Annotated in this window: 13 protein-coding genes; 4 read left to right on the forward strand and 9 right to left on the reverse strand. The window is 48.5% G+C overall.

From position 1 onward, the window contains the following. Positions 1–25 precede the first annotated feature (25 nt). From ACO08K_RS29230 to ACO08K_RS29265, 8 genes are all read right to left on the reverse strand, one after another. Positions 26–886 carry an SGNH/GDSL hydrolase family protein gene (locus tag ACO08K_RS29230; protein WP_421800044.1) on the reverse strand — a complete coding sequence of 287 codons (861 nt, stop codon included), beginning with the start codon at positions 884–886 and terminating at the stop codon, positions 26–28. A gap of 81 nt (positions 887–967) precedes the next feature. Further along, on the reverse strand, positions 968–1,627 hold the full coding sequence (locus ACO08K_RS29235; protein WP_421800046.1) for a hypothetical protein: 660 nt from the start codon (positions 1,625–1,627) through the stop codon (positions 968–970). A 201-nt stretch (positions 1,628–1,828) separates the two neighbouring features. Further along, positions 1,829–2,224, reverse strand: a complete 396-nt coding sequence (locus ACO08K_RS29240) for a hypothetical protein (protein ID WP_421800047.1) — start codon at positions 2,222–2,224, stop codon at positions 1,829–1,831. Positions 2,225–2,257: 33 nt separating this feature from the next. After that, complete coding sequence (locus tag ACO08K_RS29245; RefSeq protein WP_421800048.1) at positions 2,258–2,389, reverse strand: hypothetical protein; 132 nt, start codon at positions 2,387–2,389, stop codon at positions 2,258–2,260. A 150-nt stretch (positions 2,390–2,539) separates the two neighbouring features. After that, complete coding sequence (locus ACO08K_RS29250; protein ID WP_421800049.1) at positions 2,540–3,319, reverse strand: LuxR C-terminal-related transcriptional regulator; 780 nt, start codon at positions 3,317–3,319, stop codon at positions 2,540–2,542. 312 nt (positions 3,320–3,631) lie between these two features. Beyond that, positions 3,632–4,717, reverse strand: coding sequence for a cupin domain-containing protein (locus tag ACO08K_RS29255; protein WP_421800050.1), 1,086 nt, complete (start codon positions 4,715–4,717; stop codon positions 3,632–3,634). A gap of 324 nt (positions 4,718–5,041) precedes the next feature. Beyond that, positions 5,042–6,649 carry a glutamate synthase-related protein gene (locus tag ACO08K_RS29260; protein WP_421800051.1) on the reverse strand — a complete coding sequence of 536 codons (1,608 nt, stop codon included), beginning with the start codon at positions 6,647–6,649 and terminating at the stop codon, positions 5,042–5,044. Positions 6,650–7,128: 479 nt separating this feature from the next. Next, positions 7,129–8,073: an AraC family transcriptional regulator gene (locus ACO08K_RS29265; RefSeq protein ID WP_421800052.1), complete on the reverse strand. Its 945-nt coding sequence runs from the start codon at positions 8,071–8,073 to the stop codon at positions 7,129–7,131. Positions 8,074–8,242: 169 nt separating this feature from the next. On the opposite strand from ACO08K_RS29265, the gene ACO08K_RS29270 reads away from it, so the two are divergent. The 4 genes from ACO08K_RS29270 to ACO08K_RS29285 all read left to right on the forward strand — a co-directional run bounded on the left by ACO08K_RS29270 (position 8,243) and on the right by ACO08K_RS29285 (position 20,289). Beyond that, positions 8,243–11,350, forward strand: a complete 3,108-nt coding sequence (locus ACO08K_RS29270) for a SusC/RagA family TonB-linked outer membrane protein (protein WP_421800053.1) — start codon at positions 8,243–8,245, stop codon at positions 11,348–11,350. Positions 11,351–11,378: 28 nt separating this feature from the next. Continuing rightward, positions 11,379–12,815, forward strand: a complete 1,437-nt coding sequence (locus ACO08K_RS29275) for a RagB/SusD family nutrient uptake outer membrane protein (RefSeq protein ID WP_421800054.1) — start codon at positions 11,379–11,381, stop codon at positions 12,813–12,815. Positions 12,816–13,028: 213 nt separating this feature from the next. After that, positions 13,029–16,163 carry a LamG-like jellyroll fold domain-containing protein gene (locus tag ACO08K_RS29280; RefSeq protein WP_421800055.1) on the forward strand — a complete coding sequence of 1,045 codons (3,135 nt, stop codon included), beginning with the start codon at positions 13,029–13,031 and terminating at the stop codon, positions 16,161–16,163. Positions 16,164–16,176: 13 nt separating this feature from the next. Further along, the gene (locus ACO08K_RS29285) at positions 16,177–20,289 is read left to right on the forward strand and encodes a LamG-like jellyroll fold domain-containing protein (protein ID WP_421800056.1); all 4,113 of its coding nucleotides are present in this window, start codon (positions 16,177–16,179) and stop codon (positions 20,287–20,289) included. A 73-nt stretch (positions 20,290–20,362) separates the two neighbouring features. On the opposite strand, the gene ACO08K_RS29290 is transcribed toward ACO08K_RS29285, so the two are convergent. Further along, the gene (locus tag ACO08K_RS29290; RefSeq protein WP_421800057.1) at positions 20,363–21,409 is read right to left on the reverse strand and encodes a kelch repeat-containing protein; all 1,047 of its coding nucleotides are present in this window, start codon (positions 21,407–21,409) and stop codon (positions 20,363–20,365) included. Positions 21,410–21,413: the final 4 nt, after the last annotated feature.

Below are 21,413 nucleotides of genomic sequence, written 5' to 3' on the forward strand. Positions count from 1 at the left end.
TCCTGGCTTTCGAAGCCCACCCACATCATTTCAAAACCTTCACCAATTTCTTTGCAATTATCTCATACCCCTTATCCGAAGGATGCAGTCCGTCGTAAGTCATATCAATAGCTTCAAGTGGATAGGGATATTCGTCCGTTGCAGGATCAAACGGGATGTCGATGAATGCCGGATATTTGTAATTTTTATAAACGCCAGTTTGTGGGTCTTTCAAACGTTTAAATTTCACTAGTTTTTCTAATTTCAAACTCGGGGTATTGTACAAATCCACCACCTCAATCTGTTCAAATTTGCCGATGGTATTGATGGCTTCGGCAAATTGCGCAAGCCGCTGCCCTTTTTTCTCCTTATACGAGCCGTAGGCATTGTTTTTCATATTGGCAATGTAGACAAAATCGACCCTTTGCATGGGGGTGATCAAAACGATTTTTGCGTCCTTGTTCAAGTCGCGCAACTTGTTGATGATGATTCGAAAAGAGCCGTACACCGTCTCATTACCAGTGTTGTTTTGATAATCGGAAAAATTGCCGAGGGGTCTACCCTGCCACCAATCATTGGTGCCCAAAAAAACGCTGTAGACATCGGCTTTGCTCAAGCCAAGGGTCTCTATTTTTTGAGCGATGCCCCCCGAAGTCCAGCCATTGTAGCCTTTGTTGACGTATTCAATCTGGGGCAATCGCTCCACCACCCGGGTCATGTAACCTTTGGTGATTCGATTGCCCGTTTCGTTGGGGTGCTCGTTTAGGTAAGTGATGGAATCACCAATGGCTATCCAAAGGGTTTTGGGTGGGGTGGTGGTGCTGAGGGTGAGTGTGGTGAGTAATAGAATGATTTTCAGCTGGATGGCTGTCTTAGCAAGCATTTTTAGCAAGGACCAATTTTTCATTCAATGTAGGTTTGGGGTAAATTTAAAAAATTAAAGGAGGTATTGCTTCGCCGTTTTTTATGGTTAATTTATTGACTGTTTTTAAGCATTAAACTTCTTATTTTTCTTTATGTCTTCACTAAATTGGATTTCGTTTTCAATTTTGGCAAGAAACTTTCTGGCCAAAGTCAATGGATGATCTGGAAAGTCCTCGTCATATTGAGCATCTTCTGATTTATTCATTAAAAGCCCTTCTTTAAAATCCTGGTCATAAGGATCTGAAAACCAATTTTCGAAACCGTTTTCCCCCAATTGCACCACATTCTCATCTAATAATTTGGCACTGATCAATGTGTCCCTGAACCCAGTAGTTCCAACTTCCGGGGCCTGAATTTTGACAACATAACTTGAGCGTTCAAAGGGTATAGTCAATGATGCGAGGTAGGCAACCCCAGTGGGTTCTTGAGGTATTTTAAATATTGTCCTCACTGCTGAGTGTCCTTTCAAAGTAAGCAAATTGACTTCTACAAGCCCACCATTAACTTGAGAAATGAGTCCCCGATAGAACTTTCTGAGTATTTCTACATCTTTGATCGTTGGGAGATCCGGTTCTTTGTCGAAATAATTGAGCGATAGTGCAATCGTCTGTTCTGGATTTACCCAAACGATAACCGAACTGTTTTCTTCTTCTTTTGTCCAACCCCATTCCGGAATTTGAACAGCATTAATTTTTGGGCTCTTTTTTTTAAAGATGTTTAGCATTGGCCATTTAATTGTAGTTCAACAAACGTATTTTTTACTTGGTTATCTCATCACCCCGTACCCTTTCTACACCCTTTATGCTATCATTAAGTTTTTCATCATAGCATGTGGAATTTTGCCAAGAAGGTAGAAACAAACATTCAATGTTGCAAGCAAAGGTGGAGTTGGGTTTTAGCTGCCCAAAAAAGTGTTTCAGGGTTTTCACTTTGGATCGGCCTGTTGATAAAATTCTTCTGGCAAATCCTCAAATTCCTTGATCAATTTTAATTGCTCTTCTTCAAGGTTTTTTTCTAATTTATACACTTCGGGAAAAGGCATTCTGAAATAATGCCCAAAATTTCCTGACTTTTGCTCCGCAGCCAAAAGTATATCCCGATAATCACCATAGTCAAACTCTCGTTTTAAAATAGCTATGTCTCCATCCGATATGAACAGCGCAGACCTAATTACTTCTTCTGAATATCCTGTATCCTTTCTAAGGGCAAACAGCACGGAACAAAGACTAATCGCATAATGACATGAAGGTACTGGAAACTTATCGACGATAAAATCAATTATGTCTGGTGGAAGGGCTTGGTATGCTTCTCTTTCGATCATTTTTTGCCTTTTTGGGAGTTTCATCCAACGGTATCACTGTTGATGCGATGAAGTTTGGGAGGTGCTTCGCCATTCAGAAAGGAAGCCTTCCTGAATGGCGAAGCTGGCCCTGTGACGAAGCATTTTCTTCATCGCCCAGTCGAAACGAACCATTTTTTTGGCCATTGCGGTTGTTTTTTAAACAAAGATAAGATGTTTTAGGGGGGAGAAGTGGAAGTTTTTTGTGTTGGGATTTTATAGAACTGTCAGCGCTAGCGACGCGCCCAGCTTTTGCAGGGCATGGTCGCCGGCGCAGTGTTGGACGCAGATTTTCATTTAAATTATTCCAATTTTGTGGAGATAATTTGCCACGTCTTTAGATGTTCGAATTAATTCTTCATCTTTGAAGATTGATTTAAATTTCTTTAAAATGTTCTTTTGGTAAACTTGTACTGTAATTCTACTTATATAAAGTTTTTTTGCGATTTCATTTGAATTAGCATTTATTAGTGAAGCTTCTAATACTTCAAGCTCTCTTTGTGTGTAAATACCTAATAGAATTTTCTTAACATTTTCATCATTGACAATTGTATTGGGTGTTGCATGATAAGCCTTTCCACTACTTTTTTCATAAGTCGTTTCAATATTGTTAATGATTTTCTTGACTTTCGACTCTGGGATGTTAATTCTTACTTCATTTTCAACACCCTTAGTGATATTAATTTTGATACTTTCTAAGCCAATTGAGTTGAATAAACTCTTGAAATAACCATTTAGACTTTTCATCTCATAATCACTATAACTTACATCGTTTAGACCAGCAGCATCTTCAGTGACATCCTTGTTATTTGTTTCTTTGTTGATCTCTTTTGCTATTGTCAAAATTCCTTTACCTATTCCTACTTTGAAAAGTTCTCCTTTCTCGTATTCAATAACCCCTAATATCAAATCTTTTTCGATTCTTGCTAATTTGCCAGAAAGTAATATAAGGGTACTATAGGTTTCGCTTATATTTTCAGGTTTAGAATCCAATTCATCAATTGATTTTAAAATGTAATCAATCGATTCTTTTAGATTCCCATTCGAAATAAGTTTATATATCTTACTTATGTCCATTTTATTGGTTTAATTCCTATTGCGCACAACAAGTCCCTGACGCAACATACGTCAAAGTGAAAGGTGTAATTCGGGTTTCACTTTGACATCTATTGCGTGTAAACCCGCCCTGTCTTCACCCCACTTTGCTTCGTCTACAGTCAAATATACATGATACAAAGGCTCAAGTCAAAGGTAATCTTATAGCCTAAAGTTTACAAAAAAAGCACATTAAATTTCCAAATCATCAATCGGACTTTTGATTCGATTCTAACCTTTGTGCGCAATGTGCCTATAATTTTATGTCACCACTATTTTCATTCCATCACCGCCTCAAAATCCCCCCAACACCCCCACCTCCAAAAATTCCAAATCCTCCGACCACCCCACCACCCGACTCCCCAGCCCCGGCGGCATCACCCAAGCATCCCCTTGTTTCAATTGTTTCAAAGCATACCCCTCCACTTGTAAATCCAAACTTCCTTTCAGCACAAAAGAGAAAAGAATATCCCAGTCGTGGCTACTAGTTTGAGGCTTTTCCACGCTTTGATCAGGCCGCACCACCTGTACCGATGCCACGCCTTTGGTCGCCTGATGAATCCCCGTATCCCGGTGCTCAAAGCCTTTTATGCGCCAGGGTTTCCAGCTGGCGGCTGCTACCTGATGATGGCAAAAAGTTTGCCCTTGAAATTCCCGATCGGGGCGAATCTGTGCAGTAGGCAAGGTCATCTCGTGGTCAATCGTGGTCATGTGCACCGCTGGAACCCCGATTTCGATCACCTCCAGATTGTCCGATGCTTCCAGTACCTGGTGCCGGATTTCCGGCGGTTGCGTCACACAATCCCCGGCATGGAGGATAAAGGGTGGCCCCTGGTCTTCGTACACCAGTTTCACCCAGCCGTTGTAGCAATAAATCAGCTGGAAGCCAATCGTGTGGTAATGTACCATGTCCGGCACTGGACCACCGTTGGGAATGCGGATGTGTGAGGCAATGATGCTGCCCCCCAAACGATCTGGGATCAGATCGCGGTACAACATACCCGCCCGGCCAATCACCCAGGGGTCTTTGTCTTGCAGTTGCCGCACTTCAAATTTGTGTTGGGTAGCTGGTCGGTGCAACTGATACGAGCGGGGGAGCAATTGGATGGTTGTTCCATTCGGGGCGATCAGGGTCCTTTCTGCTCCGGCCAGAGCTGCTGGGTCGTCGGTCAGGAGGTGAATGTTTGGCGCAGGGCACTTTGCTCCTTTATCAATCCGCAGGTGCAGGCCGTATCCCGACATAATCGCCACGGCTGGATCATCGGCCGGGAAGATGTTGTCCAGCCGGAAACCCAGCTTGGTAAAAAAAGCCATATCCTCGCTTAGCTCATTGCTGGGAAGCACAAGTTGGGGTAAAATGGCTGCTGCTTTGTTGCCCATTTTTGAATCCGGTTTTGTTGCCAGTTGTCTAAGGTGAAAGTTTTTGGCAGGGCTAATGTAGGCCGATTACCTAAAAAATTGGTAACTATTTAGCAGCCGCCTGCGGCGGTTTTTTATTTTATACCACCAAGACACGAAGACACTAAGGCACAAAGACATTAAGCGCTAAAATGGTGTCTCTTCGTGTCTTTGTGTCTTCGTGCCTTAGTGGCTAAAAAACTTTGCCGCAGGCAAAGCAAAATCCGCGTAAATCCGCCTAAATCCGCGTTCATCCGCGCTGCCATTATTGTCGCTTTGGTAAGAATAGTGTCTTCGCGAAATGGACTAATACACCCCCGAAAATGCAATCCCCGTATACCGATGCATGTCGTAATTCAAGGTAGTCAAATCATTGAAATTAAATTCCTGAACAGTATGGTGTCCACAGGCCCTGGCGATCACTTTAATCAAATCATTGGAGGCCTGCAAAAAATTGTGCAGTTGCATGGCCGAAGCTTCCACGATCAAGCGGCTTCTTAAACTTTCTTTTTGGGTCGCAATCCCCACCGGGCAATTGTTGCTGCCACAGGCGCGCATGCCCAGGCAGCCAATGGCCTGCAAGGCTGAATTGGCAATGGCCACGGCATCCGCGCCCAACATCATGGCTTTGGCAAAATCCTCGGGCACCCGCAGTCCTCCGGTGATCACCAGCGTAATGTCGGTGATCCCAAGCTTGTCCAGGTGTTTTCTGGCTCGGGCCAGGGCAGGAATGGTTGGCACATTGATGTTGTTCCGCAGGATGGAAGGCGCTGAACCCGTTCCACCACCCCGGCCATCCAGGATCAGGTAATCAACACCCACTTTCAGTGCAAAATCAATATCGGCTTCAATATGGCTGGCCGCTATTTTAAATCCGATGGGGATACCTCCGGTTTGAGCCCTTACTTCCTGTGCAAAGGCAGCAAAATCTTCCGGGGTGATCAGGTCGGGAAAAGCGGCGGGGGATATCGCAGATTGTCCTTCTTGCAGACCCCGAACTGCGGCAATCTCTTTGCTCACTTTGTTGCCCGGCAGGTGGCCACCCGTCCCGGTTTTGGCCCCTTGTCCACCTTTAAAATGAAAGGCTTGTGCTTTTTTTACCTTGTCCCAGGAAAAGCCAAACTTGGCCGAAGCGAGTTCATAAAAATAGCGGCTGTTGTTTTGCTGTTCTTCGGCGAGCATGCCACCTTCACCGCTGCAAATGCCGGTACCGGATAGCTCGGCACCCATCGCCAGCGCAATTTTGGCTTCTCTGGACAAGGAACCAAAACTCATGTCCGAAACAAAAATGGGGATCTCCAATTCTAGTGGCCTTTTAGCTCGGGGGCCAATTACCACTTTGGTCTGCACCGCTTCCTCATCGAGTAAAGGGCGTTTGGCGAGTTGAGCGGGCAAAAACTGAATGTCCTCCCACTTGGGCAAGGTATTTCTATCCACGCCCATGGATTCAGAAGGGCCGTGTTTGCCAAATTTTTTCAAACCATTCTGCGCGAGTGCTTTGATGTACCCCGTGTAGGGTTCGGTGCTTTCGGGATGGGTATCGGCATATTGCCCGAGGTATTGGTCGCGGTTAAAGGGTTGGGGATGTTGAGCCAAAAAGTCATTTATTTCGTCCTCATCTATCCATACGATCCCTTCTTTTACTTCTGCAAAAAACTTATGCAATACCTCATGGTTGTTGTATTCACTCACCCCGGTATCATAGCGGTAATCCCAGCCGTGCACGCCACAAATCAGGTTTTGACCGTCGATGTAACCATCCGCCATCAAAGCACCGCGGTGCAAACAACGGCCATAGAGCACCGAAATCTGGTCATCGTAACGAATCACCACCAAATCGAGTCCATTGATCAGCCGATGGGCTGGAATCCTGTCTTCAAAATTGTTGAAGGCAGCTAGTTCAATTTTTTTCATACTCACGGTTTTAGGTGTAATGTCAGGTCTTGCGCCTTAGGAGGAGAAGCAAAAAATACTTTGATAACCACCCCTTAGCAAGATGTACCACTTGACAAAATTCTGGCCAAAATAAGACTTGATCTGCTTCTGAAACGTTCTGTCAAAGACAGATTGAAGGTTCAGGTTTATTTCATTTTTAATTGTTACGACAGGTTTTCCACACCCGCTGTTTTTACCAACAGCCACTTGAAAAACCCCATATTGGCAGCATTTTTTAAGTTATGCGCAAGACTTGATCAAAAAAAACAATTATCACCCGACCACACAGGTGGCAGTTTGTACGGATGTGACTTGTGCGAAGAAGTGAGGGCTCCACATGACAAAATCGGGGCAACGCACTGTAGAGACGCACGGCTGTGCGTCTCTGATATGTTGTGAATACACGGAGTCCGACGCACGGCCGTGCGTCTCTACCTAGCCAAATCCTACTTCCAAATCTAAAGCTGATCGACCCCACCCGTTCCCCCTGCCGGTACAAACCGATTCTCCGTCACCTGCCCCGACCAATCAAAATCCGGGTTCTCCTCATGCAGTTTTCGGTATTGCAGCGGTGCACAATGGCGGTACTTCATAAACAAGCGGTTGAAATTGGTCACATTATTGAAGCCCGAATGAAAACAAATTTCCGTGATCGTTTCTTCCGAATCCAGCAGCAACTTACAGGCGAAACGCACCCGAATGTCGATCAAAAACTGCTTAAAACTGTGGTGCGCGTGTTTCCGAAAAAAATGACTAAAAGCGGAATCGCTCATGTTCATCAAGCCCGCCAGGTCGGATACTTTCATCTGGTGGTTGGAAAAATTCTCCAGAATATAGGTATAGGCCACCTGGATGCGGCGACTGTCAGATTTTGAAGTTGCTGGGGCCAGGCCCTCGCTGTTCAGGTATTCAAACTCAGTGGAGCGCGAGAGGACATCCAGCAGTTTAAAAAATTCCAATACGCTGTCCATGCCCTTATCGGTAGTCAACTCTTTCATGCGTAGGAAGGCATCCTCGTAGGTTTTTCCGTAAAAGCGGATGCCGCGTCCGCAGCGTTGCAGGAGTTTCCTGATTTTGTTGTAGGGCTCTTTTTTCAACAATTGCGCCGTGAAGAGGTCGGCGCCAAACTGGATGGTGATCACCCGGTAATTTTTGCCTTTGGGTTGTGCCGCCACTGCGCCATCCCACTTGTGGTAGAGGTAGGGGCCCATAAACACCAGATCGTTTTCCAGATAACTTTGGGTAGAGTCCCCCACCGTCCGGGTGCCCGAGATGCCACTGACCAAACTGAGCTCCAATTCAGCATGGTTGTGCAAGGGGTAAGCAAATTTATTGTTGACCGCATCCAGCACCACAAATACATCCGACTCTTTTAGAGGAGTTATTTCGAGAAAAACTTCCATCGTAAAATTTTCTTTTGGAATAGGAGGAAAAACTTTTCAAAGATTTCTTAAAGATACTACTGATTTGCTCGAAAGTGCCATAATTCCAGGTATTCTCCTAGTAATTTTGCAAGAGTTGGCAAAGTGACGAAGGTATCTTCTGAGTCGACTTCGCGGCGCACTCGACGATATGAAGCAAATTTTACCCTTATTGGCCCTGTTCTTATACGGAATCAACAGTTTATGTGGGCAAAGCACTGAAACATTCCAACTCAAAGGTACGGTATTGGATGCCGCCAACCAGGAAGCCCTGATTGGGGTAAACATTCAAGTAAAAGGAACCCAAACCGGCGCGGTCACCGACTTAGCAGGTGCCTTTAGTCTGGAATTGAGCAAAGGCAGTGTGCTCGTCTTCAGTTTTTTGGGCTATACCTCCCTCGAACGTACCATTCAAGACGCCACTCCCCTACTGATCCAATTGGAAACCGAAGCACAACTCCTGCAAGACATGGTGGTGGTGGGCTACAAACGGGAGTTCCGCTCCGACGTGGCCTCGTCCATCAGTTCCGTAAAAGCCAAAGACATCGCCAAACTCCCGGTTCTGGGCCTCGACCAGGCCCTGCAAGGCCAGGTTGCAGGCGTGCAAGTCACCCAGGCCACCGGCGCACCCGGCGACGACATTTCCATCCGCATCCGTGGGGTCAATACCCTTGGCAACAACAATCCGCTCTTCATCATCGATGGCGTGCCGACCACGGGTAGCATCAACATGTTTTCCACCAACGACATCGAATCCATCGAAGTGCTCAAAGATGGCGCAGCAGCGGCCATTTACGGTGCCCGCGCCGCCAACGGAGTGGTTTTGATCACCACCAAAAAAGGCAAATCGGGTAAACCCTCCTTTTCTTTTGATGTGTACCAGGGCCTGCAACAAGCCAGCAATTTACCCGAGTTGCTGAATTCCGCAGAATACCTGACCATCCGCAACGAGGCCATCCAGAACGCCAATGCGCTACGGGATCCACGCAGGCAACTCACGGGTTACGACCCCAAAATCCTGGATACCTTGCCCGACAACAATTGGCTCGACAAGGTCTTCAGCACCGCGCCCATGAGTCGCTACTACCTGAGTGCAACGGGTGGGGGGCCGCACGGATCGTATTATTTGATGGGCGAATACCTGGATCAACAGGGCATTTATACCGGACAAGGTTTTAAAAAATACTCGGTCCGGATGAACAGCGAAATCGGCAATTCCTGGCTAAAACTGGGCAACAACCTTTCCTTTTCGGTTTCTGACCGCAAGTTGATCGGCAGTTCCGGCGATGGTGGAGGCCCCGGCAATGAGCTGAGTGGCATTCGTTACGCCTTGATTGCTGCGCCCGTTTTTCCTGTGTCGCGAGCGGATGGAACGTATTACAAAACCAGTTCGGAATTGGGCGACCCTACTTTATACGGCGACGGCAACGCCAACCCGCTGGCCTTTAATGAAGCCACCGATTGGAACATCAAACGTTACCGGGTTTTTGGCAATGTTTTTGCTGAACTCCAGCCCTTAAAAAACCTGCATTTTCGGACCAACCTGGGCGGCGACTTTTTGTTCACCAACGAAAAACTGTTCAAAGAAAGACTCTCGCCAGCGATTTATTCCCCCACCTCGCTCAACGAATCACGGGTGTTTGAACAAAACCTGGTCTGGAACAACTCCGTCGATTACAACCTCAAAACTGGCCAACACAAAGCCTCCATTTTGCTGGGCATGGAAGCCATCGTAAACCGCACGAATTACCTGGGCGCGTCAGCCAATAACTTCTCGCGTACCGATCCCCTTTTCCGCAACATCAACAACTCCGTGCCACAAATTTTGACCAATCTTGGCGCTTCGGGCATCAGCACCGAATGGAGTTTGTATTCCTTTTTTGGCCAGGCCAATTACAGCTACGCGGGCAGGTATGTGCTGAATGCTTCGCTGCGGCGGGATGGTTCTTCCCGTTTTGGCGAGGGCAATCGCTACGGGTATTTTCCCTCGGTATCGGCCGCCTGGAATGTGTCCAACGAAGCGTTTTTAGCCTCTAATAAATTGATTTCTGGCTTAAAAATCCGGGCTTCTTATGGTGAATTGGGCAATCAGGAAATTGGCTTGTATCCGTATAGCTCCCTCGTACAAACCGGCCAACGAGTCTATTCTTTTGGCGGCGAAGTAGCCACCGGAGCACGACTGGTTGAAACGGGCAACAGCAAGATCAAGTGGGAAACCACCGCGCAATTCAACCTGGGCGTCGACCTGAGTTTGTGGAAAGACCGCCTCAACTTTACCGTCGATTTGTACAAAAAAATCACCAGCGACATCATCGTGCGGGTGCCGGTCCCTCAGGCGGGTGGCGGTTCCAATCCACCCTATGTCAATGCAGGCAAGGTGGAAAACAAAGGTATCGACCTGAACCTGAACTACCGGGCGCGCTTCAAAGACGGGAGTTACAGCGTTACGGGCAACCTTTCCCTGGTGCGCAACGAGGTACTTTCTGTGGCCGATTCTGAACCCATTTTGGGCGGATTTGGCCTCTCCGATGGCCCCATCACCAAAACCGAACCGGGCTACCCGATTGGTTCTTTTTTCCTGTATAAAATGGATGGAATCTTCCAAACCCCGGAAGAAATCGCGGCCAGCCCCTTCCAAACGCTGGATACCCGCCCCGGCGATGTCAAATTCGCCGACTTGAATCAGGACGGCACCATCGACGACAAGGACCGCAGCCACCTGGGCAGCCCCTTCCCGAATTTCATTTACGGCCTCAACCTCAATGTGCAATACAAGAGTTTTGACCTGTCGGTACTGGCCCAGGGCGTACAAGGCAATGACGTGTATTTCCTCTACGGGAATTTTGCCTACGAGACCCAATCGCGTGGATTCAACTCCTACCGCGAGATTTTGGACCGCTGGACCCCCACGAATACCGACACTAACATACCTAAAGTCAGTGTAGACGATCGCAATGGCAATCGCCGCATTTCTACCCGCTTTTTGGAAGACGGCTCCTACCTGCGCATCAAAAACATCACCTTGGGTTACGACCTGAAAAAGAGCCTGAACTGGCCCGGCGTCGGCTCGGCTCGCTTGTACCTAAGCGCCCAAAATGCCCTGACCATCACCCGTTACAGTGGCCTTGACCCGGAAATTCAGGCCAATGCCAACGATACCCGTGGCTACAATGTATCCTCCGACCTTGCCGTAGGCATCGACTGGGGAACGGTACCCGCCCCACGTACTTTCATCCTGGGCTTTCACCTGGATTTTTAATCAGATTCCTATTCCTAATCAGTACTTTATGAGATTTTGGAAACAAGTGTTTGGCATAAGTTTGTTTTTCGTTTGTTCTGCTTGCGCAGACATTCTGGACAAGGAACCCATCGGTATTCTGGACACCGGTTCTTTTTTCAAAACCGCCCAGGATGCTGAACAAGCCGTTAATGCCGCTTATAACTCCCTGCTGTTCAACAACGAAAACAACAATTTTTACTGGGGCCTGGGCGTCATCGCCTCGGACGAAGCGGTGGCAGGTGGTGACGGTTCACGACCAGGGTTGAGTGAATTTGATTTTTTGATCCATACCCCCCGTACCCAGGAACTCAACGACCTGTGGAAGCTCAATTACAACGGCATCACCCAGTGCAATACGGTACTGGAGAAGGTGCCCGCCATCGAAATGGATGCCGCCTTAAAAAGCCGCATTTTGGCCGAAGCGCAGTTTTTACGGGGCTATTATTACTTCATCCTGACCCAGGTTTTTGGCGATGTTCCGTTGATTACCAGGCTACTTCCACCTGCTGAAATCAAAATTCCCCGCACGCCTCTGCGCGAAGTGCAGGCGCAAATTCTCCTGGATTGTGAAAGCGCGGCAGCGGTATTGCCCCTGAGCTATCCGGCTACTTCACAGGGTCGGGCCACCAAAGGCGCCGCGCTGGCATTGGCGGCGAAAACCAAAATTTACCAAAAAGACTGGACGGGTGCTTTGGATTACATTCAAAAAATCAAGGCACTGGGCATCTACCAATTGGTGCCCGATTTTCGCGACAATTTTCGCAAAAACACCCAAAACAACAGCGAATCAGTGTGGGAAATCCAGCACAGCAACCTGCAACTTGGCGTAGGCAATTCGCTCAACCAGTGGTGGGCTTCCAAAAAATACGGTGGCGGTTATGGCTTTGCGGAAGTGACCAAAGAATTGGTGGATGCTTTTGAAACAGGTGACCCCCGGCTCAAATTCACCGTAGCCCGCAATCGCGACGATTATTTCGGAGTCGTCTATTTTGCCTCATTTTCCTCCACCCAATATAGTCCGCTTAAATACCTGCAATCGGACAAAGAAGCGACCCAAAAAGCTGACGGAGACATCAACTACACCGCGATTCGCTACGCGGAAGTTTTGCTCTGGGAAGCCGAAGCCCAGGCCGAACTCAACAAAATACCGGAAGCAAAAATTCCGCTGGAAGTAGTCCGGGCGCGGGCCAGGGCGCAAGCCACTACACCCGCTACGACTTTGCCTCCAATCAGTGCCACCGATCAGGCTACAGTTTTGGAAGCCATCCGCCACGAGCGACAGGTGGAACTGGCCTTCGAGATGCACCGCTTCTTTGACCTGGTGCGCTGGGGCTTGGCTAGCAAATACTTGCCCAACTTCAAAGTGGGCAAACACGAGTTGTGGCCCTTGCCACAAACGGAGCTGGATTTGAATCCCAAATTGGTGCAAAATCCGGGCTATTGATCATTGTAAACTTTAGTATCAGCTATTGCTAACTAGCGCCATAGGCGATACTTTCTAAGGTGTCTAAGGTGCCTAAGGTGGTTCAAATAAAAACTCTTCGCGCTTGCGCGCTTGAGTCATATTTTTTCTTAACCACCTTAGGCACCTTAGACACCTTAGGGGTCACTTTAGCTAGACAGTATCGACTATTCCCCAAAAAACAATCATTTGTATATGAGCATCAGCGTCTTCAGGTTTCGTGCATCACTTTTCCTCTCCTTCTGGAGCATCGGCATCTCCGCCTTCGCCCAAGCAGGCCAAATCGCCATTCCCCGCATTGAACAAATGCCCAACCAACCCAGCCCCTTCAACATCCGCAACTGGGCGCAGGTGGCCCTGAAGTACGACTCCTTTGTGTACGATGCCACCAAAACCGGAACTTACCTGCCACTGGTTTTTTTCAAAAATGCAGGCATTAACTATCCAGCAGCACCCGTTTTTGGCCTGACAACTTACGTGGGTTCAAATCCCCCGCCCGGTAATGAAGCCATCAACGTCTTGCCTTCGCTGGTAGGCGCAAGTTTGGTCGGCATCGACAAACAAAATCAATTTGGCCGCAACTGGCTGCTGCTGGCCCAGGATTTTTACAACAAAGCCAACGGCGAAAAGCTCTACCTCAACAATGCCAGTTCCCGTAGCGGGCAGGATTGGTGGTATGACATGATGCCCAATGTGTATTTTTATCAATTGACCGACCTGTACCCCCAAGGATTTGGGGAATCCAAACTCCAATTTACCACCATTGCCGATCGGCTGCTGGAAGCCACCAAAGCCATGGGCGGCAGCACGGCACCCTGGAGTAGCGCCTACCTCAATTACCGCGCCTGGAATTTTATACAAATGAAACCCTTGGTCGCTGGAGTCAAAGAACCCGAAGCCGCCGGAGCTTTTGCCTGGATTTTGTACCACGCCTACAAAAAAACGGGCGACAAAAAATACCTCCAGGGTGCTGAATGGTGCCTGGAATTCCTCAATGGCTGGCCAGATAATCCTTCCTACGAACTACAATTGCCCTACGGAACCTACGTGGCGGCCAAAATGAATGCCGAACTCAACACCCAATACGATGTAGAAAAAATGCTGAATTGGTCCTTCAATCGCGGTGCTTTGCGCGGCTGGGGCACCATTGTGGGCAAATGGGGTGGTTTTGAGGTGTCGGGACTGGTGGGCGAAGCCAATGACGCTGGCAACGATTACGCTTTTCAACTCAATGGCCTGCAACAGGCAGCTGCCTTGGTGCCGATGTTGCGCTACGACAAACGTTTTGCCCGAGCCATCGGCAAGTGGATGCTCAACCTGAGCAATGCCAATCGATTGTTTTACCCTGGCTTTTTGACCGATGCGCAACAAGATGCCTCGGCCTGGTCCAATCAATACGACCCGGATCGGGTAATCGGTTATGAAGCTCTGCGGGAAAAATTGAATGGAAGATCCCTGGTTTCGACGGGTGACGCCCTGGCTGGAAAATGGGCGGCTACCAATCTCTCCTTGTACAGTACCTCCTCGATTGGCTATTTGGGTGCCATCGTCAAAAAGACCAATGTGGAAAAAATCCTGTCCCTGGATTTGTTGAAGACCGACTTTTTTAAGGAGGCAGCTTATCCCAGCTATTTGTTGTTCAATCCTTATGCCACCGCCCAGGAGGTAGAATTGGACTTGGGCGCTGCACCAGTGGATGTTTACAATACGCTGCAAGAGGCTTTTTTAAAAACGAATGTACAAGGTAAAGTTAAGGTCTCCCTTCCCCCCAATGAAGCGGTATTGCTGGTGCTTACACCTGCTGGTGGCGCGGCAACTTATCACGAAAATCAATTTTTGGTGGATGGGGTAGTGGTGGACTATCGGCAAAGTACAATCAAACTCAATAAACGCCCCCGCATCCAGGGTCTTGGCCTCAAAGAAGACACGCTGATCGTCAAGGACCAAGTCAGCGTTTTTGGACAAGCCCTCGATCCAGAAGGCACTGCATTGACGTACATCTGGTCAACAAGTCAAGGGGAAATTTCGGGGACGGGCAAAGAAGTTTTGCTCAAAACCCCGGCCGCACCCGGCCAAATTCAAGTCCAACTGATCGTAAAAGACTCGGAAGGGCTGGCCGATACGGCTACACTGTTGCTGACCGTAGTTGCAGCCATCAACCGGGCACCCGTCATCCAGGGCATTGAAAAATCAGCGGCGTATACTTCTCCGAATACTGCTTTGACCCTGCTTGCTCGTGCTACCGACGCCAACCTTGATCCCTTGACCTACAACTGGTCAACCACGGGTGGAACGTTACAAGGCACTGGTGCACAAATCAACTGGCAGGCACCCAGTGTGGAAGGCATCTATACCATCACGGTAGAAGTCAAAGATCCTGCGGGTTTAAAAAGCAGCGCCAATACCAAAATCTGGGTGCGCAATTTTGCCCCCTCCACTGGCGAATTGGTCGCATTTTACCCTTTTCAGGGCGACGCCCGCGACATGGGATCCAATCACCTGGATGGTACCGTTAACCGTGCCCGGATCAGTTCCGACCGCAACGGCCTTACCTCCGAAGCCTTTTCTTTTGATGGCAACACCCAGCACATTCTGGTGCCCAATCATCCGCTGCTCAATTTTGATCGTGCGATTACCCTGAGCACCTGGTTCAAAGCCAATGCCATTCCCGATCGGGAGAGTTTTTTGTTGTCGCACGGCAGTTGGCAACAACGTTGGAAATTATCGCTTACTCCTACCCGCCAGCTCCGCTGGACGGTCAATAGCCTGAATGGCATCAAAGACCTCGACAGCGCGACGGAATTGCTGCCGGGCCAATACCACCAGGTCACGGCCACTTACGATGGCAGCTACCTGGCGCTTTACCTCGATGGGGAGTTGGAAGCAGCTGTACCTTTTACCGGAAAAATCAGGACAACAACCTTGCCCATGCTTTTTGGGCAAATGTGGCCGGACGACGCTCAATACAATTTTGCCGGAGTACTCGATGAAGTGCGCATCTACAACTATGCCCTTCCTCCCGATAAAGTGAAAGCGCAATACACGACTAATACGACTACACATACACAGCAGGCTCCAATACGTGCAGAGCCCTTGCAGGTAAGCCCCAACCCTTTTTCTCATTCCATCCAGTTGACCGATATAGCTTGGAAAAAACAATCCGGAACCCTCCAACTCTATCAACTCGACGGAAAAATGATCAAGACCTGGACGCTGGAATCCGTAGGCGGTCGCCCACTGGATTTGTCCTACTTACCTGCCGGTGCTTATTGGCTAAAGCTGTTTTCGAATGGACTCATCCAAGCCAAATTAGTAGTAAAACAACCCTAAAAATCAAAATCCAATGAAATTCAAACTACAACATTTGACATTGCTTTTTTTATGCCTCCTCTGCACTGGAGCGCTGTACGGGCAAACTCCGATTGCGAGTTACCCCTTTGACGGCTCGGCCAATGACGTTTCGGCCAACCACAACCACGCGGTGGTCAACGGGGCCAGTTTATCCGCCGACCGTTTCGGCTGGTCGAACAAGGCATTTTATTTTGATGGAGTGCAAAGCACCTTGCAAGCACCAAACTTTGCTGCCCTCAATACCCTCAACACGACCGTGGCTTTTTGGGTGAGGGTGAAAGCTCTGCCAGCACAAGGGGAAGTTTTTTTATTGTCTTTTGGCGGCTGGCAAGAGCGCTGGAAAATCTCCTTGCCCAATCACGGCAAACCAGTTTGGACGACCAACCACAGCAATGGCATTTCGGACATGGATTCCGGGGATGGGAACACCCTCGCCCTTGGGGTCTGGAAACACGTCGCTTTTGTACACGATGGGGCCAAAGACCTCATCTACATGAATGGGGTTAAAGTGGCCGAAAAAGCCGTAGCTGGCAACCTCAACAGTACGAGCAAGCCCCTCGGGATTGGATACAATGCAGTAGATGGCGGCAACTTTTTCAACGGCGACATCGATGAACTGAACATTTTTGGCGTAGCCCTTACGGCCGTCCAAATCAGTGCCTTGTATACCGCTCAAAGTACCGCTCCGGTCTTAGCCAAAGGTTTGTTGAGCCATTATCCCTTTTCGGGCAACAGCAAGGACATCGGCATTTTGGCCAATCACGCCGAAGGCAAAAACCTCAGTTGGAGAACCGATCGTTTTGGTTTTGGCAACTCGGCTTATCATTTTAATGGGACTTCTTCGGAATTGACTGCTCCTCCTAGCGCGCCACTCAATTCGCCCAAGGCTTCGATTAGTTTTTGGGTAAAAGTGAACAAACTGCCTGCTACGGGTGAAGTTTTCCTACTTTCTCATGGTGGCTGGCAGGAACGTTGGAAAATCTCTTTGCCTGGTCACGGCAAGCCCGTTTTTACCACCAATTATGCCACCGGCATTTCCGATATGGATTCCGGCGATGGCAATGCCCTGGTGCCCGGAAAATGGACCCATGTGGTGATGGTACACGACAGCCTCAAAGACCTCATTTACTTGAATGGCATCTTGGCCAATTCCAAAAATGTGGTGGGCAATTTGAATGCTACCAAGTACCCTTTGGGTATTGGTTATAACCCCATTGATGGCGGCAACTTTTTTGATGGCGACCTGGATGAGGTACAATTGTACAACACCGATTTGAGCGCGGCCCAAATTGGTATCCTGTATATTCTACAATCCACCGCGCCAAATAACCCTCCTTCACCATTAGTTGCTGAATTCAAAATGGCGGGCGATTTGCACGATGCCACAGCTTACAAAAACGATGGGATCAACCACGGATCGGTACCTGCAACAAGTCGCTTTGGTTTGGCCAACAACGCTATCGCTTTTAACGGTGCGGAAGGGGTTGAGGTGCCCAATTCATCCGCCTACAACACGCCCAATACGACGATTAGTTTTTGGGTAAACGTCAAAGAATTGCCCGGTACCGGTGAATATTACATTATGTCGCATGGCGGCTGGCAAGAACGTTGGAAAATCTCCCTGCCTGCGCATGGCAAACCGGTGTTTACCACCAACTACGCCACGGGAATTTCGGACATGGATTCTGGTACTCCACTCACGGTCAACACCTGGACCCACGTGGTGATGGTACACGATGGAGCCAAAGACATCATCTATTTTGATGGGGTCAAAGTGAATGAAAAAGCAGTGGTAGGTGCTCTCAATGCCACCAAATACGACCTGGCTTTGGGCTACAACAACATCGACAATAGCAATTACTTCAAAGGCAGTCTGGACGATGTGCAATTGTACAACAAAGCGCTGAGTGCCGCTGAGGTGACGGCTTTGTACAACCTTCAAAAACTGCCTACACCCATTGCAGGCAGTCTGGTGGCGGAATACAAATTCAACGGCAATGGTCAGGATGCTACCGCCTACCTTAACCACGCCAACCTGGGCAAAGCAACGCTGGACAAAGACCGCTTCAACAAGTCCAACAAAGCCGTCCTTTTGGATGACAAAACCACCGAGGTGAGTGCGGCCAACTCCGCGCAACTCAATTCGGATTATACCACGATCAGTTTCTGGACCAAAGTCAACAGCCTTCCCGGCAACGGAGAAGCATTTTTGTTGTCCTTCGGCGGCTGGCAGGAGCGTTGGAAAATCTCGCTGCCTGGCCACGGCAAACCGGTCTGGACGACCAACTACGAAGGTGGCATCTCCGATATGGATTCCGGTGATGGCAACGCTCTGGTCGTGGGCACCTGGACCCACGTAGCAATGGTACACAATGGGGTTCAGGATAAAATTTTTATCAATGGAAAATCCGTTGCGACCAAAAACGTACCTGGCAAGTTGAATAAAACGACCAAGCCACTCGGCATCGGTTTCAACATCATCGATGGAGGTTCCATTCTAGATGGCTCTCTGGACGATATCCTGATTTTCAACAAAGCCTTGGGCGATGCCCAAATCGACTCCCTGTACAAAACCCAAATCCTGGCACCTTCCTCCAGCGATACCCTGGCGCCCGATGCGCCTTTGAATCTGGTGGCTGTTGCTAAAAATACGACTGTCTCATTGGATTGGCGGGATGCTACAGATAACCTGGGCGTTACCGCTTACAACATTTTCCAGGATGGCAAAAAAATTGCCACTTCGATTGTATCTGAAAATGTGGTCGAAAACCTGAAGCCACTCACCAACTTTATCTTCGGCGTTACTGCACTGGATGCCGCTGGCAATGAGTCAGTGATGACGACGGTTACTGTAAAAACGGGTGAAGAAGCCAGTCCTGACCTCACTCCACCTACCAAACCCGGCGCGCTCAAAGTTGACGTAGGAACCTTTACCGCCATTCTTTCCTGGACGGCATCTACTGACGATCGGCAAGTGGCCGGGTATGTTGTTTTGGTCGATGGCGTCATTGTGGATACTTTGGCTGGCACGGCTACTTCGATTGTGGTTTCCGGCCTGGAGCCCGTTACCCCTTACACCTTTGAGGTCTATGCCTTTGATGGTGCAGGCAACAACTCCGAATACGCCGACGTAACCGCTGTCACCAAGCCCAAACTAGTAACCAGTGAACCCGGCCTCGTGGCCTGGTACCCTTTTGAAGGCAACGCCAACGATGCTACCCCGTACAACAACCACGGAGTGATCGGTGGAAATCCGGTATTTGAAACCGTTACCAATCGTTTGCGCCCCGGCGGCAGAGCCATTAAATTTGATGGCCAACAGGATTCCGTATTGGTTCCAAATGGCGTTCAACTGATTTCGGATTACACCACGGTGAGTTTCTGGATTCGGGTAGACAGCACCAGCACCAAAGATGCGGAAGCCTATGTGCTCGATTTTGGCCACTGGGATCAGCGTTGGAAAATCTCCCTGCCCCAACACAAACGGATCGTGTGGACGACCAACAGCAAAAATACCCAGTTCCCCAACTTCATCTCAGACATGGACGCCAAGGACGGCAACGAGCTGATTCTGCGCGAGTGGTGGCATGTCACCATGGTACACAATGGCACCGACGATGTGATTTACATTGATGGCAAAGAGGTGAACCGCAAACCTGTCACTGGTGTACTGAACCCTACCACACGCCCGCTGGGCATCGGAAACAACCCCGTGGAAGGTGGCCAGTATTTCATTGGTGCCTTGGACGAATTGAAGATTTACAATACCGCGTTGACTACCGCAGAGATTGCCAAATTGTACCAAAATGGCGTAACCAGTTTGAGAGACCTGCAAGAAAACGTGGGCCGGTACATTCAACTGGCTTATCCCAATCCATCACTCAACGAAGTGACCATCAAACACGCTCTTCCTGGCAATCAGGATCTGCTGGTGCGTGTTGTTGACCTGAGTGGTCGTCAGGTGGGCGCTTTTAATTTTGACAAAGGCAGCCTCGGTGCAGGTACCCTTAATCTGAACATTGCCAACTACCCGGCCGGGACTTACCTGGCTAATTTTATTTTTGGTGGCAAAAATATGGGATCGATCAAGTTTGTTAAAAAGTGATCGATTAAGTATTGAATTGATTTTCGGAGGGTTCAGGTTTTGGAACCCTCCGAAAAATTGAAATCAACTTCATTCATTCCGATTTTATAGCCTTCCAGCGCCCATTTTTAAACACCCAGAGGTCCTTGGGATTATCGTAGTTGGCTTCCTCCCGGGCACCTCCCCCAAAAAGGATGACTTGTTTGTGCTTTTGGTCGTACACCAAGGATTGGCCTTCCCGCAGGGATGGAGCAATGCCCAATTCCAGTTTAGTCCAGTTTGTTCCGTCCCAAATCCAGGTGTCGCTCAGGTTTTTTCCTGGTTCAAGCGCTTTCAAAGCGGCCAACTTGGTTGATCTTCCAAACAAAAGCATTTGCTGTTTTCCTTTTTCATTCATACAAGCCGCGTTGTAATTGCCCAATTCGATGGATGGCAAGTGGCTATCCAACAATTCAAAATTCTGCCCGTCCCAGGCCCATACTTCGTTGAACCTTTCATCCTTGATGCTCACGCCCCCTACAATCAAGGTCTTTTTTAAAGCAGGTGAATAAACCATGCTGTGGGCAATTCTTGGAGCTGGAGGATTGTGCGCTTCTATTTTTTGCCAGTTGTTCCCATCCCATTCCCAAAGGGCATTTGAAAAGCCTTTTTCGTCAATATTCACCCCACCGAACATGACTATCCGGTTGCGGTGGGGGTCATAAACGAGGTTGGTGTGTAACATTCTACCTGGTGCTGCCGATGCAGACAATAAGTTCCATTTGTTTCCATCCCATTCCCAAAATTCCGCCAATACTTCAACCTTGCCAGCAGGATTAATTATCCGGCCACCATAGAGGTAGGTTTTTCCGTTTTGGGCATGGTACACCATTTTTGCATCGTTGCGCAAGGATGGCCCCGTTTCAGACAAGCTGCTCCAGCCTGATTGGTCCCAGGCCCAAAGTTTGTTGTCGATTGAAAGCGAAGATGGGGCGGTATTTTTATAATGCTTCTCACCTCCAAAGATCAACATTAGGCCTTTTTTTGAATCAAAAGCAGCAGCATGCTGGCTTCTCCCGGAGGGCAATAAATGGAGTTTTCCCGGTTGAGCCAACACCTGAACGCCAGCTAGTAGTATGAGGATGATTAAGTTTGCTTTCATTGAG

This window comes from Haliscomenobacter sp., from assembly GCF_965225875.1.
In the GTDB taxonomy this organism is placed as follows: Bacteria; Bacteroidota; Bacteroidia; order Chitinophagales; family Saprospiraceae; genus Haliscomenobacter.

What these genes read in the sequence shown, in the direction of transcription:
- ACO08K_RS29230 (WP_421800044.1), bottom strand. Translation starts at nt 886, where the DNA reads ATGAAAAATTGGTCCTTGCTAAAAATGCTTGCTAAGACAGCCATCCAG.
- ACO08K_RS29235 (WP_421800046.1), bottom strand. Translation starts at nt 1,627, where the DNA reads ATGCTAAACATCTTTAAAAAAAAGAGCCCAAAAATTAATGCTGTTCAA.
- ACO08K_RS29240 (WP_421800047.1), bottom strand. Translation starts at nt 2,224, where the DNA reads ATGATCGAAAGAGAAGCATACCAAGCCCTTCCACCAGACATAATTGAT.
- ACO08K_RS29245 (WP_421800048.1), bottom strand. Translation starts at nt 2,389, where the DNA reads ATGGCCAAAAAAATGGTTCGTTTCGACTGGGCGATGAAGAAAATGCTT.
- ACO08K_RS29250 (WP_421800049.1), bottom strand. Translation starts at nt 3,319, where the DNA reads ATGGACATAAGTAAGATATATAAACTTATTTCGAATGGGAATCTAAAA.
- ACO08K_RS29255 (WP_421800050.1), bottom strand. Translation starts at nt 4,717, where the DNA reads ATGGGCAACAAAGCAGCAGCCATTTTACCCCAACTTGTGCTTCCCAGC.
- ACO08K_RS29260 (WP_421800051.1), bottom strand. Translation starts at nt 6,649, where the DNA reads ATGAAAAAAATTGAACTAGCTGCCTTCAACAATTTTGAAGACAGGATT.
- ACO08K_RS29265 (WP_421800052.1), bottom strand. Translation starts at nt 8,073, where the DNA reads ATGGAAGTTTTTCTCGAAATAACTCCTCTAAAAGAGTCGGATGTATTT.
- ACO08K_RS29270 (WP_421800053.1), top strand. Translation starts at nt 8,243, where the DNA reads ATGAAGCAAATTTTACCCTTATTGGCCCTGTTCTTATACGGAATCAAC.
- ACO08K_RS29275 (WP_421800054.1), top strand. Translation starts at nt 11,379, where the DNA reads ATGAGATTTTGGAAACAAGTGTTTGGCATAAGTTTGTTTTTCGTTTGT.
- ACO08K_RS29280 (WP_421800055.1), top strand. Translation starts at nt 13,029, where the DNA reads ATGAGCATCAGCGTCTTCAGGTTTCGTGCATCACTTTTCCTCTCCTTC.
- ACO08K_RS29285 (WP_421800056.1), top strand. Translation starts at nt 16,177, where the DNA reads ATGAAATTCAAACTACAACATTTGACATTGCTTTTTTTATGCCTCCTC.
- ACO08K_RS29290 (WP_421800057.1), bottom strand. Translation starts at nt 21,409, where the DNA reads ATGAAAGCAAACTTAATCATCCTCATACTACTAGCTGGCGTTCAGGTG.